Annotated in this window: 16 protein-coding genes, 1 pseudogene and 1 riboswitch; of the genes and pseudogenes, 9 read left to right on the top strand and 8 right to left on the bottom strand. The window is 60.6% G+C overall.

From position 1 onward, the window contains the following. Nucleotides 1–195 precede the first annotated feature (195 nt). The gene (locus KVG85_RS24550; RefSeq protein WP_016773245.1) at nt 196–825 is read right to left on the bottom strand and encodes a LysE family translocator; all 630 of its coding nucleotides are present in this window, start codon (nt 823–825) and stop codon (nt 196–198) included. 240 nt (nt 826–1065) lie between these two features. On the opposite strand from KVG85_RS24550, the gene KVG85_RS24545 reads away from it, so the two are divergent. From KVG85_RS24545 to KVG85_RS24535, 3 genes are all read left to right on the top strand, one after another. Then, on the top strand, nt 1066–2031 hold the full coding sequence (locus KVG85_RS24545; RefSeq protein ID WP_217865258.1) for a 2-hydroxyacid dehydrogenase: 966 nt from the start codon (nt 1066–1068) through the stop codon (nt 2029–2031). A 32-nt stretch (nt 2032–2063) separates the two neighbouring features. Then, complete coding sequence (locus KVG85_RS24540; RefSeq protein ID WP_217865257.1) at nt 2064–3062, top strand: methyltransferase; 999 nt, start codon at nt 2064–2066, stop codon at nt 3060–3062. Nucleotides 3063–3101: 39 nt separating this feature from the next. After that, nucleotides 3102–3226: riboswitch (yybP-ykoY riboswitch) on the top strand. A gap of 88 nt (nt 3227–3314) precedes the next feature. Beyond that, the gene (locus tag KVG85_RS24535; RefSeq protein ID WP_041479980.1) at nt 3315–3899 is read left to right on the top strand and encodes a TMEM165/GDT1 family protein; all 585 of its coding nucleotides are present in this window, start codon (nt 3315–3317) and stop codon (nt 3897–3899) included. 133 nt (nt 3900–4032) lie between these two features. Here KVG85_RS24535 and KVG85_RS24530 read toward each other — a convergent pair whose 3' ends face one another. Further along, nucleotides 4033–4851 (bottom strand): M48 family metallopeptidase, encoded by an 819-nt coding sequence (locus tag KVG85_RS24530; RefSeq protein ID WP_016773242.1) that lies wholly within the window; start codon nt 4849–4851, stop codon nt 4033–4035. A 251-nt stretch (nt 4852–5102) separates the two neighbouring features. Between KVG85_RS24530 and KVG85_RS26395 the strand changes: the two are divergent. Together KVG85_RS26395 and KVG85_RS26390 are read left to right on the top strand one after the other, a co-directional pair. Next, nucleotides 5103–6389: pseudogene (locus KVG85_RS26395) on the top strand (methyl-accepting chemotaxis protein); the annotation flags it as partial. 12 nt (nt 6390–6401) lie between these two features. After that, nucleotides 6402–7244 carry a methyl-accepting chemotaxis protein gene (locus KVG85_RS26390; RefSeq protein ID WP_370593580.1) on the top strand — a complete coding sequence of 281 codons (843 nt, stop codon included), beginning with the start codon at nt 6402–6404 and terminating at the stop codon, nt 7242–7244. Between the two features lie 206 nt (nt 7245–7450). Here the strand turns inward: KVG85_RS26390 and KVG85_RS24520 are convergent, their stop codons facing one another. From KVG85_RS24520 to KVG85_RS24510, 3 genes are read right to left on the bottom strand one after another with little or no spacing between them, the layout of a single operon-like run. Continuing rightward, nucleotides 7451–8074 (bottom strand): SOS response-associated peptidase, encoded by a 624-nt coding sequence (locus tag KVG85_RS24520; RefSeq protein WP_217865255.1) that lies wholly within the window; start codon nt 8072–8074, stop codon nt 7451–7453. 35 nt (nt 8075–8109) lie between these two features. Beyond that, nucleotides 8110–8370, bottom strand: coding sequence for a putative signal transducing protein (locus KVG85_RS24515; RefSeq protein ID WP_024014272.1), 261 nt, complete (start codon nt 8368–8370; stop codon nt 8110–8112). 9 nt (nt 8371–8379) lie between these two features. Further along, a complete protein-coding gene (locus KVG85_RS24510; RefSeq protein ID WP_016773238.1) occupies nt 8380–8562 on the bottom strand; it encodes a CPXCG motif-containing cysteine-rich protein in 183 nt (60 codons plus the stop codon). Nucleotides 8563–8703: 141 nt separating this feature from the next. Here KVG85_RS24510 and KVG85_RS24505 point away from each other — a divergent pair, with 141 nt between their 5' ends. Further along, entirely contained in the window at nt 8704–9867 is a 1164-nt protein-coding gene (locus KVG85_RS24505) for a 1-acyl-sn-glycerol-3-phosphate acyltransferase (protein ID WP_217865254.1), read from the top strand. A 97-nt stretch (nt 9868–9964) separates the two neighbouring features. Here KVG85_RS24505 and KVG85_RS24500 read toward each other — a convergent pair whose 3' ends face one another. Then, nucleotides 9965–10243, bottom strand: coding sequence for a hypothetical protein (locus KVG85_RS24500; protein ID WP_016770663.1), 279 nt, complete (start codon nt 10241–10243; stop codon nt 9965–9967). Nucleotides 10244–10436: 193 nt separating this feature from the next. Here KVG85_RS24500 and KVG85_RS24495 point away from each other — a divergent pair, with 193 nt between their 5' ends. Then, a complete protein-coding gene (locus KVG85_RS24495; RefSeq protein ID WP_016770662.1) occupies nt 10437–10643 on the top strand; it encodes a hypothetical protein in 207 nt (68 codons plus the stop codon). Between the two features lie 449 nt (nt 10644–11092). On the opposite strand, the gene KVG85_RS24490 is transcribed toward KVG85_RS24495, so the two are convergent. Further along, nucleotides 11093–11677, bottom strand: a complete 585-nt coding sequence (locus KVG85_RS24490; protein ID WP_024014276.1) for a YajG family lipoprotein — start codon at nt 11675–11677, stop codon at nt 11093–11095. Between the two features lie 205 nt (nt 11678–11882). On the opposite strand from KVG85_RS24490, the gene KVG85_RS24485 reads away from it, so the two are divergent. Both KVG85_RS24485 and mqo read left to right on the top strand, forming a co-directional pair. Then, nucleotides 11883–12116, top strand: coding sequence for a hypothetical protein (locus KVG85_RS24485; RefSeq protein WP_016773235.1), 234 nt, complete (start codon nt 11883–11885; stop codon nt 12114–12116). Between the two features lie 704 nt (nt 12117–12820). Further along, nucleotides 12821–14329: a malate dehydrogenase (quinone) gene (gene mqo, locus KVG85_RS24480; protein WP_024014277.1), complete on the top strand. Its 1509-nt coding sequence runs from the start codon at nt 12821–12823 to the stop codon at nt 14327–14329. A 151-nt stretch (nt 14330–14480) separates the two neighbouring features. On the opposite strand, the gene KVG85_RS24475 is transcribed toward mqo, so the two are convergent. Next, nucleotides 14481–14768, bottom strand: coding sequence for a PA4642 family protein (locus KVG85_RS24475; RefSeq protein ID WP_150652030.1), 288 nt, complete (start codon nt 14766–14768; stop codon nt 14481–14483). Nucleotides 14769–14783: the final 15 nt, after the last annotated feature.

Raw genomic sequence — 14783 nt, 5'->3', positions numbered from 1 at the left:
AGCCAAAGGAATGATTTGCAGAGCCGTACAAATGCTAGCTTTGCGCCAGCACCCCAGGTATCGGGAAATTGGATATGGCGCCTGTAGGAGCTGCCGAAGGCTGCGATCTTTTGGTTTTGCGTATGAAAAGACAAGATCAAAAGATCGCAGCCTCGTTGCACTCGTCAGCTCCTACAAGAGAACAACGCGGCCCGGTCAGTGCATCTCGGTGAACGCGATTTTCACGCCGAGAGCAATCAGCACCGCGCCCATGGTGCGGTCGAACCAGTGGCCCATGCGGGCGAAGCCGGCGCGCACGCGTTGCTGGCTGAACAGCATCGCCACCAGGCAGAACCAGATCGCCGTCGCCACCGCCAGGTAAACGCCGTAACCGGCCTGCACCGCCAGCGGTGTGTGCGGGTTGATCACCACGGTGAACAGCGAGAGGAAAAACAGCGTGGCTTTCGGGTTCAGGCCGTTGGTGACGAAGCCCGAGGTAAACGCGCCCCGCGCGGTGCGTACGCCGGTTTCCCGGTGCAAGTCATCGGTGACGGTTTTCGCCGGTTGTGCGCGCAAGGCCTTGAAGCCGATGTACAGCAGGTAAGCCGCCGCCGCCCACTTCAGCGCGTTGAACAGCACGATCGACTGCGACACGATCAGACCGATGCCGAGCAACGAATAGCCGACATGCAGGAAAATCGCCGAGCCCACGCCCAGCGCGGTCCAGGTGCCGGCGCGGCGCCCGTGGGTCACGCTCTCGCGCACGACCACGGCAAAGTCCGGTCCGGGGCTGGCCACGGCGAGCAGATGGATCAGGGCAACGGTCAAGAACTCGGTCCAGTACATGGGGACTCCTCAGGATTCGAATGTTCACACTGGGCTCATTGCCGAATGCCTTCCCTGTGGGAGCGAGCCTGCTCGCGAAAGCGGTGGGTCAGCCAACAGAGATGTTGAATGGGCCAGAGCTTTCGCGAGCAGGCTCGCTCCCACAGGTGTTAAAGGCATCTCGGTGTCGAGTAACCAATTGTTTCATCTGGTAGGCTCGGCAGAGTACGCCCTCCGCTCACAGCACAAAAGGTACAGTTGATGACGAACACGCGCCGCGCGGTATTCCTTGATCACCCTTCGCTGGACCTCGGCGATCTGGACCTCGGTCCGTTGCGCGAGTGTTTCAGCGACTTGCAGCTGTTCGCCCAGACTCTGCCGGAACAGGTCAGCGAACGCCTGCACGGCGCCAGTGTGGCGATCACCAACAAAGTCGTGATCGACGCGGCCGCGATGGCTGCCAACCCGCAACTGAAACTGATCCTGATCAGCGCCACCGGCACCAACAACGTCGACCTCACTGCCGCCCGCGCTCACGGCATCACCGTGTGCAATTGCCAGGCTTACGGCACGCCGTCGGTGGCGCAACACACGATCATGCTGTTGCTCAACCTCGCCACGCGCCTGGCTGACTATCAAAAGGCTGTGGGCGAAGGCCGCTGGCAACAGGCGAAACAGTTCTGTCTGCTCGACTACCCGATCGTCGAACTGCAAGGCAAAACCCTCGGCCTGCTCGGCCATGGCGAACTCGGTGGCGCCGTGGCGCGACTGGCCGAAGCGTTCGGCATGCGTGTGTTGCTCGGGCAGATTCCGGGGCGCCCGGCCCGGCCGGATCGCCTGCCACTGGAAGAACTGCTGCCGCAGATCGACGCCCTGACCCTGCACTGCCCGCTCAACGAGCACACCCGGAACTTCATCGGCGCCGGCGAACTGGCCGCGATGAAGCCCGGCGCATTTGTGGTCAATACCGCTCGTGGCGGCTTGATCGACGAGCAAGCGCTGGCCGACGCTTTGCGTAGCGGCCACCTCGGCGGTGCGGCGACCGATGTGTTGAGTGTCGAGCCACCGACCCAGGGCAATCCGCTGCTCGCCGCCGATATCCCGCGCCTGATCGTCACCCCGCATAACGCTTGGGGCAGTCGCGAGGCGCGCCAGCGTATCGTCGGCCAACTGAGCGAAAACGCCCAGGCGTTCTTCAGCGGTGAGGCGCTGCGGGTCGTCAGTTGATAAACTGCGGCACTTTTTTTCAAGGAGCAGTTATGGATCCGCGCAGTGAAGTACTGCTTCGTCAGGCCGAGTTATTCCAGGGTTCGCTGCTGTTGGCCGGCCTGCCCGCCGACGATCTGCTCGGGCGTCTGCCGAATGCGTTCGGCTGGTGCTGGCACGCTGGCGACCAAGCCGCACTGGACGCGCGTTTCGAGGGCCGCGGCCAGTTCGGCGTGAATGTCCCGGAGCGCGAGTTCGACAGCGCTGTGGTGTTCCTGCCCAAGTCCAAGGACCTGACCGATTACATCCTCAACGCCGTGGCGTCGCGTCTGGCCGGGCGTGAGGTGTTTCTGGTCGGGGAAAAACGCAGCGGCATCGAAGGCGCATCCAAGCAGCTCAACCCGTTCGGCAAGCCGCGCAAACTCGACAGCGCCCGCCACTGCCAGCTCTGGCAAGTCACCGTGGCCAATGCGCCTGAAGCGAAACCGCTGGAAAGCCTGGCACAGACCTACGAACTGCCGCTGGCCGAAGGGTCGTTGAAAGTCATCAGCCTGCCGGGCGTGTTCAGCCACGGTCGACTGGATCGCGGCAGCGCCCTGCTGCTGGAGCATCTGGACAAACTGCCGAGCGGCCATCTGCTCGACTTCGGTTGCGGCGCCGGCGTGCTCGGGGCTGCGGTGAAACGTCGCTATCCGCACAATCAGGTGACGTTGCTGGATGTCGACGCGTTCGCCGCCGCCAGCAGCCGTCTGACCCTGGCTGCCAATGGCCTGGAAGCCGAAGTGCTGACCGGCGATGGCATCGATGCCGCGCCGATGGGTTTGAGCGCGATTCTGAGCAATCCGCCGTTCCATGTCGGCGTGCACACCGATTATTTCGCTACGGAGAATCTGCTACGAAAAGCGGCGAAACATCTGAAAAACGGTGGCGAACTGCGCCTTGTGGCGAACAGCTTCCTCAAGTATCAGCCGTTGATCGAGGAGCACCTGGGCGTGTGTGCAATCAAGGCTGAAGGCAATGGTTTCCGGATCTACCGGGCCAAGCGCGGCTGAAAATTTGTTCTTGCCCAATCGGATTTGCCTAGGCAGAATCCGCTCCGTCCTAGGGGAGTAGTCTCCCACGAGCGCCATGCTCGTCCGGCATACGTCAACATACTTGATCCTCAGATCATGGCGTATGCGACCCAAGCGTCCGCACCAGACGGATCGCAGGGTTTGACAAGACCTATGACACGCACACCTTACCCGGGGCGGGAAGGCTGTACGTGTCATAGCCGTGTCGACCCGCCCCTTAGGAAATCCCTGATGCTGGACTCGTTACTCGTTCCCACCGCAATCGTTGCCTTGGCCGAAATCGGCGACAAGACGCAACTGCTCGCGCTGATTCTCGCCGCTCGCTTTCGCAAACCCTGGCCGATCATCGCCGGGATTGTCGCCGCGACTTTGGCCAACCACGCAGCAGCCGGTGCGGTAGGTGCCTGGGTCGGCAGTTTCTTCTCCGACGCCGTCCTGCACTGGATCCTCGCCGCCAGCTTCGCCGCCACGGCACTGTGGACCCTGGTCCCGGACAAAATGGATGACGACGAAGCCAGCACGGCGCGCAAGTTCGGGCCGTTCCTGACCACGCTGATCGCGTTCTTCCTCGCGGAAATCGGCGACAAGACGCAGATCGCCACGGTGATGCTCGCCGCGCAATATCCGGAACTTTGGCTGGTGATTATCGGCACCACCGTGGGCATGCTGATTGCCAACGTGCCGGTGGTACTGGCGGGTAACTTTGCCGCAGAGAAACTGCCGCTGACCCTGATCCGCCGCCTCGCGGCTTCGGCGTTCATGATTCTGGCGATTGTTGCGGTATACAAGGCCATGCAGAGCAGCGGCTGGGTTTGACCCTGAGAGAAGGATCGTTCCCACGCTCCGCGTGGGAATGCAGCCGGGGACGCTCTGCGTCCCGCTTGGAACGCGGAGCGTCCCTTGCGGCATTCCCACGCAGAGCGTGGGAACGATCATGAGCCCGTCAATCTCAGGATTTTGGCGCTTTTTCGTACAGCGGCATCACCTTCGGAATCGCTGCCTGCAACGCAGCAATGCGGCTGCTTGATGCCGGGTGGGTGCTCATGAATTCCGGTGGCGCGCCCTCGGAAGCCTTGCTCATCTTGTCCCACAGGGTGATCGCCGCGTTCGGGTTGTAGCCGGCGCGGGCGGCCAGTTCCAGGCCGATCAGGTCGGCTTCGTTTTCGTTGGCGCGGCTGTTGGGCAAGGTCATGCCGTAGTTGGCCACGGTGTCGGCCAGCGCCAGGCTGTCCTGACCCAGACCGAACAAGGCCCCGGCGCCCTGCTTGGCCATTTCCATCCCATAAGCCTTGGACATCGCCTCACGACCATGCTCGCGCAGGGCGTGGGCGATTTCATGGCCCATGACCGCAGCGATTTCGTCGTCGGTGAGTTTCAGGCTGTCGATCAGCCCGGTATAGAAAATGATCTTGCCGCCGGGACCGCAGTTGGCGTTGAGCTCATCGCTCTTGATCAGATTGACTTCCCATTGCCACTGCGCCGCGTCCGGGCGGAAGGTTGGCGCCTGGGCGATCAAGCGGTTGGCGATGGTCTGCACGCGTTTGGCTTCCGGGCTGGTCTTGTCCAGCACACCTTTGCTCGACGCCTCACCGACGGTCTTCTGATACGACTGCGCGTACATCTGATCGACCTCTTGCGAGGACAGCATGCTGAACATGTACTGCTTGCGCTCCACGCCCACGGCACCGCCGCTGGTGGTGTTGACCGACTGACAACCGGCCAGCAACAGCGCTGCGCTCAAAGCACTTACCACTAATGTCTTGTTCATTCAAAAGCTCCCTGAAAACCTGAGGCGTATCCTAGGCGGCTAATTGTATCGGCGCCAGATACAACGGACGCATTGCGCGTACATCCACCTAAGGCCGCAAGTCTGGCTGGAAATTCCTCAACGCGCATTGAATCCGCCGTGCACCGATCCATCAGCGACATCGCGGGCCGATTCCGACCAACGTCTCTCATGGCCCTGCACGCCCCGCCGATAAATCCCTCGCAGATTGTCCTCTTGCGTGCGGAGCTCCCATGAAGTTCAAGTCGATCCAGTTTTCCGTCGCCGCCCTGGCCGGCGCCATCGTTCTCAGCGTGGTCGCGGCGCTGGTGCTGTACGCGCTGTTCTCGGGGGCTCGCACTCAAGAAATGGTGCAACAGCGCACCCAGGCGCAATTCGAGCAAGTCATCGAACAGCGCCTGACTTCGCTGGCGCAGACCCAGGTCAGCCAGATCCAGCGCGAACTCGAAGCGCCACTGCTGATTGCCGGCGGCCTGGTACGGGTCAACGCCCTGCTCGGTATAACCGGCACCGACGGCCAGCCGCGCCTGAGTCTCAGCCGCGAACAACTGATCAGCCTGATCAAGGAAAACGTCGAAAAAAACCCGAAGATTCTCGGCACCTACATCGGCTGGGAAAAAAACGCGCTGGACCAGAATGACGCGGCCTACATCGGCAGCGCCGTGGTCGGTATCGACCCGGCCACCGGGCGCTTTTTGCCGTGGTGGTTCCGCAATACCGACGGCAGCCTGGGCGTGGACAAACTGGCCGATGTCGACGACCAGAAAACCCTGTCCACCGGGGTGCGCGCCAGCGAGTACTACCTGTGCTCGAAAGAGACGAAGAAACCCTGTGTGATCGACCCGGCACCGTACAAGGTCGGTGACAAGATCGTCATGCTCGCCTCGTTCATCGAACCGATCATGGTCAACGGCGCGTTCCAGGGCATCGTCGGCGCCGACCTCTCGGTGAACTTCATTCAGGACATGCTCCTCGCCGCCAACCAGAAACTCTACAGCGGTGCAGGCGAAATGGCCCTGGTCGGCGGCAACGGGCGGATCGTTGCCTACACCAAGGATTCGAGCAAATTCGGTGAAAAAGTCAGCGACATCCTCGACGCCGAACAGGCCAGCAATCTCGCCAACCTCAAGCGCGACGAGGTCACCTATTCGGTGAATCAGGCCAAGGGCCGCATCGAACTGTACCTGCCGTTCGGCATCGGCCAGACCGACGCACGCTGGACGCTGATGCTGCAATTGCCGCTCAACGCCGTCATGGCCGATCTGCAAACCCTGCAGGCCGACCTTGATGCCCAGCGCAAGTCCGACACCTTCGGCATGGCCATGGTCGGCCTGATCATCGCCGGCATCGGCCTGCTGGTGATCTGGCTGGTGGGTCACGGCATCGCGCGGCCACTCAAACAAATGGTCGCCATGCTCGATGACATCGCTCAGGGCGAAGGCGATCTGACCCGTCGCTTGAGCAGTGACCGCAGCGACGAATTGGGCTCGATTGCCAAAGGCTTCAACACTTTCCTCGCGAAGTTGCAGGCGATGATTACCCAGGTGGTGACCTCGGTGCAGAGCGTGAGCGATTCCTCGGAACACACCGCCGACATCGCTATCCGCACCAACATCGGCGTGCAGAAACAAATGGCCGAGATCGATCAGGTGGCGACAGCGGTGCAGGAAATGACCGCCACCGCCCAGGACGTGGCGCGCAACGCCACCCAGGCCGCACAAGCGGCAAGCCACGCCGATCAGGCCGCCAGCCAGGGCATGCAGATCGTCCGTGACACCTCGAATTCGATTGGCGTACTGGCGGTGGAAATCGGCAAGGCTGTCGAGGTGGTGCAGACGCTGGCCAAGGACAGCGAAAACATCAACGCCATCCTCACCGCCATTCGCGGCATCGCTGAACAGACCAATCTGCTGGCACTGAACGCGGCAATCGAAGCCGCCCGGGCCGGCGAGCAGGGTCGCGGTTTTGCCGTGGTCGCCGACGAGGTGCGCAATCTGGCGCAGAAAACCCAGAAGGCCACTGAAGAGATTCAGAGCATGATCCAGCAGTTGCAACAGGGCACGCGCGATGTGGTGCGTGTGATGGAAGACAGCCAGAACCGCACCGACGAAAGCGTGCAACACGCGGCGAAAGCGGCCGAGGCACTGGAAACGATTACCCAGGCGGTGTCGGTGATCAACGACATGAACACGCAGATTGCCAGTGCGGCCGAAGAGCAAAGCGCAGTGGCCGACGACATCAACCGCAATGTGATCAATATCGGTCAGGTGGCGAATGAAGTGGCGGGCGGTGCGGATGAGTCGAGTTCGGCGAGCGCCGGGTTGACCAAACTGGCGGAACAGCAGCGGCGGTTGATCAATCAGTTCAAGGTCTGAAAGATCAAGAGCCCCTCACCCTGGCCCTCTCCCGGTGGGAGAGGGGACCGACCGCGATGTCTTGCGTTATACATCGACCTGAAAAAAACAGTCGATTATGGATTCACAACAGATCGTTCAGGTCGGTGTACCTCTCAAGCATCCCCCATTCGGCTCCCTCTCCCTCCGGGAGAGGGCTGGGGTGAGGGGCTTTTGATCCACGCAAATCAAGCCGGGGTCAAACACTCCGGCCCGTTCAACTTCGGATCATTCACCAGATTCGCCAGCACCCGCTCGCGCAGCGCCGCCGGTTCACTGGCGAGCAAACCCTGCAAGACATGCAGCGGCGTTTCGGGATCAAGCCAGGCAGCCTGCCCCGCTTCATCAAGAATCAACGGCCGCCGCTGGCTCGCCGCCGACTGAGTAATCACCGCCGTGCTCAGCCAGACCTGCTCCTGCACCGGATACGCTTCCCAGATCGCGGCGAAAAACAACGACGAGCCCTCCCCCGGCGTCAACCAGTAAGGCCGCTTGCGCTGGGTGCCGCGCCATTCGTAGAAGCCGTTAGCCGGCAGCAGGCAACGCCGCAGACGCAGCGCCTCACGAAACATCGGCTGTTCGGCCACGGTTTCCGCGCGGGCGTGGGCCGGAGTCCTCGACAGATCCGTCAGCCACGGCGGCGTCAGACCCCAGCGCGCACGGGCCAACGTGCGCTGGCCGTCTTCTTCGGCACGCAGCATCAACACCGAATCATTCGGGGAAATGTTCCACTGCGCCTGCTGATCGGCGGGAAAACCTGGCAGGGCCGCGAACTCGCGGTTCCAGCGAAACAGGGCATAACGTCCACACATGGGGCAACACGACTCTGAATAAAACGAAGGCCAGCCTAACAGACCAGCGTCCCGGGGAAGCTTTCCGGTTCGTCGCCGGGCAGCGGCAGCGCGGCATTGTACGCGGTGATCAACTCGCGGGCGTATTCGGCCTGATCGTTATCCACCGACAGCCAGAGCAGGCCGAAGATCGGCAATTCACCCGCACCGCCCACCAGATCACGACCGATCAGATGCGCCTCGATCCCCTCACTGGCAAGCATGCCCTTGAGCATTTCGCCCTCCATCAGGTTCGCCGGTTCGTAGATGCGCTGCATACGCGGCCCTCACTCGTTTTCGCTGAAGACTTCCAGATGCCACTCTTCTTCATGTACCTGCAGGACAAAGGTGATCGGACGACAGCACACCTGGCAGTCTTCGATATACGTCTGATCTCCAGCGGACAAATCCAGCGTGGTCTCGACTTCCTCACCGCAATACGGACATTCATACAGTGCATTTTCCAGCATCGCGGTCTCCCCAGTGACTTGTGCGTATAATCGCCGGTCTATTTGCAGGGCTATTTTTGTCTGGCTACTTTTCAGACCGTGCCCTGCGGGTTTTCGATCAAACCCTTTACTTACCCTAGCCGTTTCCAACAAGAGAGCATGATGGGCGAATTCGATGCCATCCGACCTTACGACGACAGCGAAGTACCTGCGGTACTGGCAAGGCTGCTCGGCGACAAGGCGTTTCTAGATATCCTCACCCACTTCCGCTTCCCGCGTTTTGCCGGTGCCTTCGGCTGGATGCTCAAACCTCTTATAGCCCATCGGCTGCGTCGTGAGTTTGCCGACGTGAATTCCGTGGCTACCTTACAGGACAAAGTCGAGTTCTACGTCGACCACACCATCGAGCGCGCCACCGACGGCGTGACCTATACCGGTGTCGAGCAATTCAAGTCCGGCAGCGCCTACCTGTTCATCGCCAACCACCGCGATATCGTCATGGACCCGGCCTTCGTCAACTACGCCGTGTACCACGCCGGCCTGCCGACACCGCGCATCGCGATAGGCGACAACCTGCTGCAAAAGCCGTTTGTCAGTGACCTGATGCGCTTGAACAAGAGCTTCATCGTCCACCGTTCGATCACCGGCCGTCGCGAGAAAATGGCTGCGTATCAATTGCTGTCGGCGTACATCAACCACTCGATCCGCAACGATTGCGCGTCGATCTGGATTGCTCAGGCTGAAGGTCGGGCGAAGGACGGCGACGACCGCACCGAGTCGGCGATCCTCAAGATGTTCCACATGAGCCGCAAGGACGAGCCGTTCGGCGAAGTGATCCGCTCGCTCAACGTGACGCCGGTGTCGATCAGCTATGAGTACGACCCGTGCGACCAGGCCAAGGCCCGCGAACTCTACATCCGCGCCACCACCGGCACCTACGCCAAGGCGCCGGGCGAGGATGACGTGAGCATCGCCAAGGGCATCACCGGCTACAAGGGCCGGGTCCACGTGAACTTTGCCGCGCCGATCACCGAAGTGTTCGAGGACACCAAGCAATTGGCGATCGAGATGGACAAGCAGATTCTCGGCGGCTACCGGTTGTTCCCGGTGCATTACCTGGCGTACGCGCAGTGGGCGGATGCCGACCCGCAACTGAATGTCCCGAAAGCGGTCGAGGTGTTTCCGGCTGACGAACTGGCCAAGGCGCAGGATGAATGGCAGAGCCGACTGGATGCCTGCCCCGCTGAGCATCGGCCGTACCTGGTGCTGCAATATGCGACGCCGGTGCGCAATCAGTATCGGGTCAAGGCTGGATTGCCGCTGTAAAGCAACAGCAAGATCAAAAGATCGCAGCCTTCGGCAGCTCCTACATGGGAATGATGTACATCCTGTAGGAGCTGCCGAAGGCTGCGATCTTTTGCTTTTAAAAGCGGGTGCTGATCCAGGAGACGATCAAAGCAAGCCCCAGGCAAGCAAAACCAAAACGATAGAAAAACCGGTTCATGCGCAACGTCGCCCAATCGAGCATCGGCTCGGCATTCGGCTGCGCCTGGCGCTGTGCCGCCAGACTGGCCTGGGCGCGTTGCTCACGGCGGCGGGTCGCGTGCAGCAGCCAACTGCCCGGAAAGGCCAGGAGCAAGGCCAGCAGGTTGATCAACTTGGCGGGATGGGCGGTAAACAGCGTCATCAAGTGCAGCGACATCACAGACCTCGAACTTAACCGGTGTGGCAGACGCCAGACCGACGACCGCGGCGCGGATTCTACCCAAACCCTGACGCCCTGCCCCAGCCTTTGCGACAAATAACCTGACAATCGACCGATGGCTGTCCTGTGTCATGGCATCGTCACGTGGATGCTTCACCCTGCGCGCCTCGAAACCCGAATGGAATGCGACATGCTGCACGCGGAAAACCAGGATCGCCTGTACCTCATCACTCCTTACGACGACCAGCAAAGCCTGGTCGGCAGCCTCGCCTTCAACGTGCAGGACCGGCACTGGCTGGTGTATTGCGCGCTGGGCGGGCATCAGCATGCGGACTTGCCCGAGACCGATTTGTTGACCGGAGTGAGCGTGCTCGATTTCTATTCTCAGGCTGCCTGAACGTCAAGAGCACCCTCACCCTAGCCCTCTCCCAGAGGGAGAGGGGACTGACCGAGGTGTTTGCGGTAGATACGCCGACATGAGATACCGCGCCGAGCTCAGGTTTTGAAGCACACGCGATCGGCTCCCTCTCCTTGGGGAGAGGGGACTGACCGAGGTGTTTGCGGTAGATACGCCGACTTGAGATACCGCGCCGAACTCAGGTTTTGAAGCACACGCGATCGGCTACCTCTCCTTGGGGAGAGGGGACTGACCGAGGTGTTTGCGGTAGATACGCCGACTTGAGATACCGCGCCGAACTCAGGTTTTGGAGCACACGCGATCGGCTCCCTCTCCCTCGGGAGAGGGCTGGGGTGAGGGGAATCGATTTCCCATACGACACAAATCTCAGATCCAAAAAAAGCCCGGAACCATCACTGGCCCCGGGCTTTTTCACATTCGCTGCAAACTTACTCAGCGAGCACCTGACCCACGGTCGGGTCCTTGAACAGACGCGTCAGCGCATCACTCAATACATCGCTGACCAGTTTGGTATTGGTTTCCTGATTCGGCGCCATGCCGAAGCGCTGGTCCAGCGAAGCACCGTAACGGCCGCTGTAGCGGCGGTTGGCGTTCTGCACGTCGGAGCGGAAGGTCGCGCCGATGGTCGCTTCGGTCACGTACATGCCTTCTTTCGGCGACTGGTACTTCAGCTCGGCCAAGGTCACGGTCAGCTGCGGCGCGTTGGGTGCGTTAGTGGTCGGGGTGAAGCCGAGCAGGCGTACGGCGGCTTCGGCCTGGGCCTGAAGCTTGGGCAGGATCTGCTCGCGCTGCACGGTGATGGCGCTGGTTTCCGGGTACAGACCGCCACGGGTGCCGAGGGTTGGCGACGGACGACCGTCGACCACACGCACGATGACAGGCTGGCCGCGACCGACCGCTGGCAGTTGCGTGGTCAGCTTCGGCTCCGGATTCAGTTGTTGCGGGCTGTGGGCGCAGCCGGCGAGGGTCAAACCGGCGACAGTGATCAAACCGAACAACAGGCGTTGCAACATGCTCTTCTCTCCAGAATCAGGCACAAACAGGCCGGCAGTATAGCGGTGGGCCACTGCGCGTAACCAGCGCCGCACAGTGAATACTGCAATGTCAGACAAACCCCACCGAAAGCGGTTCCTGTCACACATTCTTCACCGTCCATACACCCTGGCGTCACGGCTCACCTGCAAGCTTCAAAGCAGTCCTCCTTCAAGGAACTCTGCCATGCGTTATCTGATCTCGCTGTTCGCCCCACGCCCGCTGCATCGCAGCTTCGCCCTGCTCGACCGCAACGGCCGTTGCCAGGCTTTCAAGCAGTGCAGCCTGCAACCGATGGGCGATGGTTGGGTGGAAATCGAAGAAATCCGCCTGACCTGGTTGAACCAGCCGCTGCCCGCCAGCGCCCGGGTCGTACCGCGACAAATGCGCGCACGGGGTCAGGTGCAGTTGAGCATCTGACCGGATGCCTAATAAAAGTCATTAAACACGAGCAACTGCGCGCATTTCTTCGCTACAATCTCCCCCCGATTATAAGGACGTCTCCTGATCGGGCCCCGCAACAGCGTCAATGCGCATGCATCGACATCAAAATCGCCCACAGAGAGCCGCCCACACAGATCGAGTGAAGTTGGCGCGCTTGCCTGTTCTTCCGGCAAAAACCCGCTTTTCGCGAATCTGCAGAGCTGTCATTCGCTCGGCCACCGCGTTGTTTTGCCCTAGCGGGCAGGTGCCAGGCCAAGGCAGCCCTTTTTTGAGGTTCACGTCTTCAAAAGAGCGTGAAAAAAACGGGTTTTCACAACTTCACAAGAGTGTGGCGAGCAAATGAATAGTTTTGCGTCTGAACATGCACCATTAGCGTCTGAAACAGCCCAACGACACAGGACCGGGTACACCTCGAACATCGGAGCCTGAAGCCTGTCCGCTACGGATTTGGTTGCACGAAAACGGATGACTCGACCATAAGTCGAATTGCCAGCCCTGCGCGAAAATGCGTTCATGGAACGCTTGAAACCAGGCCGCACGCATCCGTCGAAGTTGCGAAAAATTGCGAAGATTCGGACATGGCCCACCTGACCACGGATAGCCCGGGCCCACTGACCTGCCCTGGAACGCCTGGCAGCCATGCCGACAATTTGGTGCTGCAGATTTGGGAGACGCGTTAAATGGCGCATAACGAAGCAGTCGACGTAGTTCTGGTAGGGGCCGGCATCATGAGTGCCACCCTGGCCGTACTGCTCAAAGAGCTCGACCCCGCGATCAAGCTGGAAGTCGTCGAGCTGATGGATTCCGGCGCCGCCGAGAGTTCCAATCCGTGGAACAACGCCGGTACCGGTCACGCCGGCCTGTGCGAGCTGAACTACACGCCGCAGGCCGCCGATGGCAGCGTCGACATCAAGAAAGCCGTGCACATCAACACCCAGTTCGAGGTGTCGAAGCAGTTCTGGTCGTACCTGACCAAAAAAGGCACGTTCGGCTCGTGCAAATCCTTCATCAGTCCGGTACCGCACCTGAGTTTCGTTCAGGGCGAGAGCGGTGTGTCGTTCCTCAAGGAACGCTTCAATGTCCTGAGCAAGCACCACGCGTTTGCCGACATGGAATACACCGAAGACAAGGGCAAGATGGCCGAGTGGATGCCGCTGATGATGCCGGGCCGCTCGCCCGACGAAGTCCTCGCCGCTACCCGCGTAATGAACGGCACCGACGTCAACTTCGGCGCCCTGACCAATCAGTTGCTCAAGCACCTGAGCAGTGCTCCGGACACCCAGGTCAAATACTGCAAGCGCGTGACCGGCCTCAAGCGTAACGGCGCCGGCTGGACCGTCAGCATCAAGGACGTCAACAACGGCAACACCCGCGAAGTCGACGCAAAGTTTGTCTTCCTCGGTGCCGGTGGCGCGGCCCTGCCGTTGCTGCAGGCTTCGGGCATCGAAGAAAGCAAAGGCTTCGGCGGCTTCCCGATCAGTGGCCAGTGGCTGCGTTGCGATAACCCGGAAGTGGTCAAGCACCACCAGGCCAAGGTCTACAGCCAGGCGGCCGTGGGTTCGCCACCGATGTCGGTGCCGCACCTCGACACTCGCGTCGTCGACGGCAAGAAATCCCTGCTGTTCGGGCCATACGCCGGTTTCACCACCAAGTTCCTCAAGCATGGCTCCTTCATGGACCTGCCAATGTCGGTGCGCGCCGGCAACATCGGGCCGATGCTGGCGGTGGCGAAAAACAACATGGACCTGACCAAGTACCTGGTCAGCGAAGTGATGCAGTCGATGGAACAGCGTCTGGAATCCCTGCGCCGTTTCTACCCGCAGGCGAAAGCCGAAGACTGGCGCCTGGAAGTGGCCGGCCAACGGGTGCAGATCATCAAGAAGGACCCGAAAAAGGGCGGCATCTTGCAGTTCGGTACCGAACTGGTCGCAGCGAAAGACGGCTCCCTCGCTGCCCTGCTCGGCGCATCGCCAGGTGCGTCGGTGACCGTTTCGATCATGCTCGAGCTGATCGAAAAATGCTTCCCGGCCAAGGCGTCCGGCGAGTGGGCAAGCAAACTGGCGGAGATCTTCCCGGCCCGTGAAAAGGTTCTGGAAACCGATGCTGCGCTGTATCGCAAGATCAACACGCAGAACAACATCGCCCTGGAACTGGTTGAAGAAAGCAGCGAGACACCAAGCTTCGCTTGATCTTGCGGCATGAAAAAACGCCCCGATCGGGGCGTTTTTTTATGGCCTTGAAAAGCAAAAGATCGCAGCCTTCGGCAGCTCCTACAGGGCCAACATAAATCCGATGTAGGAGCTGCCGAAGGCTGCGATCTTTTGATCTTGTCTTTTGCCCTTAACCGCGGGACTTTTCGATCAGTTCAATGTATTCCGGGGCGTTGCGCTGATCGGCGATCAGGTCAACGAAAGTCTTGCCCTGCTCATCCTTGCCATCGACGTCATAACCCGCCGCAACGAAGAAACCCAGAAAGCGCTCGAAGTCATCGATGCGCAAACCGCGGTAGGCCTTGATCAGTTTGTGCAGCGACGGCGAAGTGGCGTCGACCGGCTCAAAATCGAGGAACAGCTTGATCTGCTCATCGCCGATCTCGTCACCAATCACTTGTTTCTTATCTTTACGCATTGCCGACTCCAGCTC

The organism is Pseudomonas triticicola (genome assembly GCF_019145375.1).
Taxonomy (GTDB): Bacteria; Pseudomonadota; Gammaproteobacteria; order Pseudomonadales; family Pseudomonadaceae; genus Aquipseudomonas; species Aquipseudomonas triticicola.
This window is presented reverse-complemented; position numbering and strand designations above follow the sequence as displayed.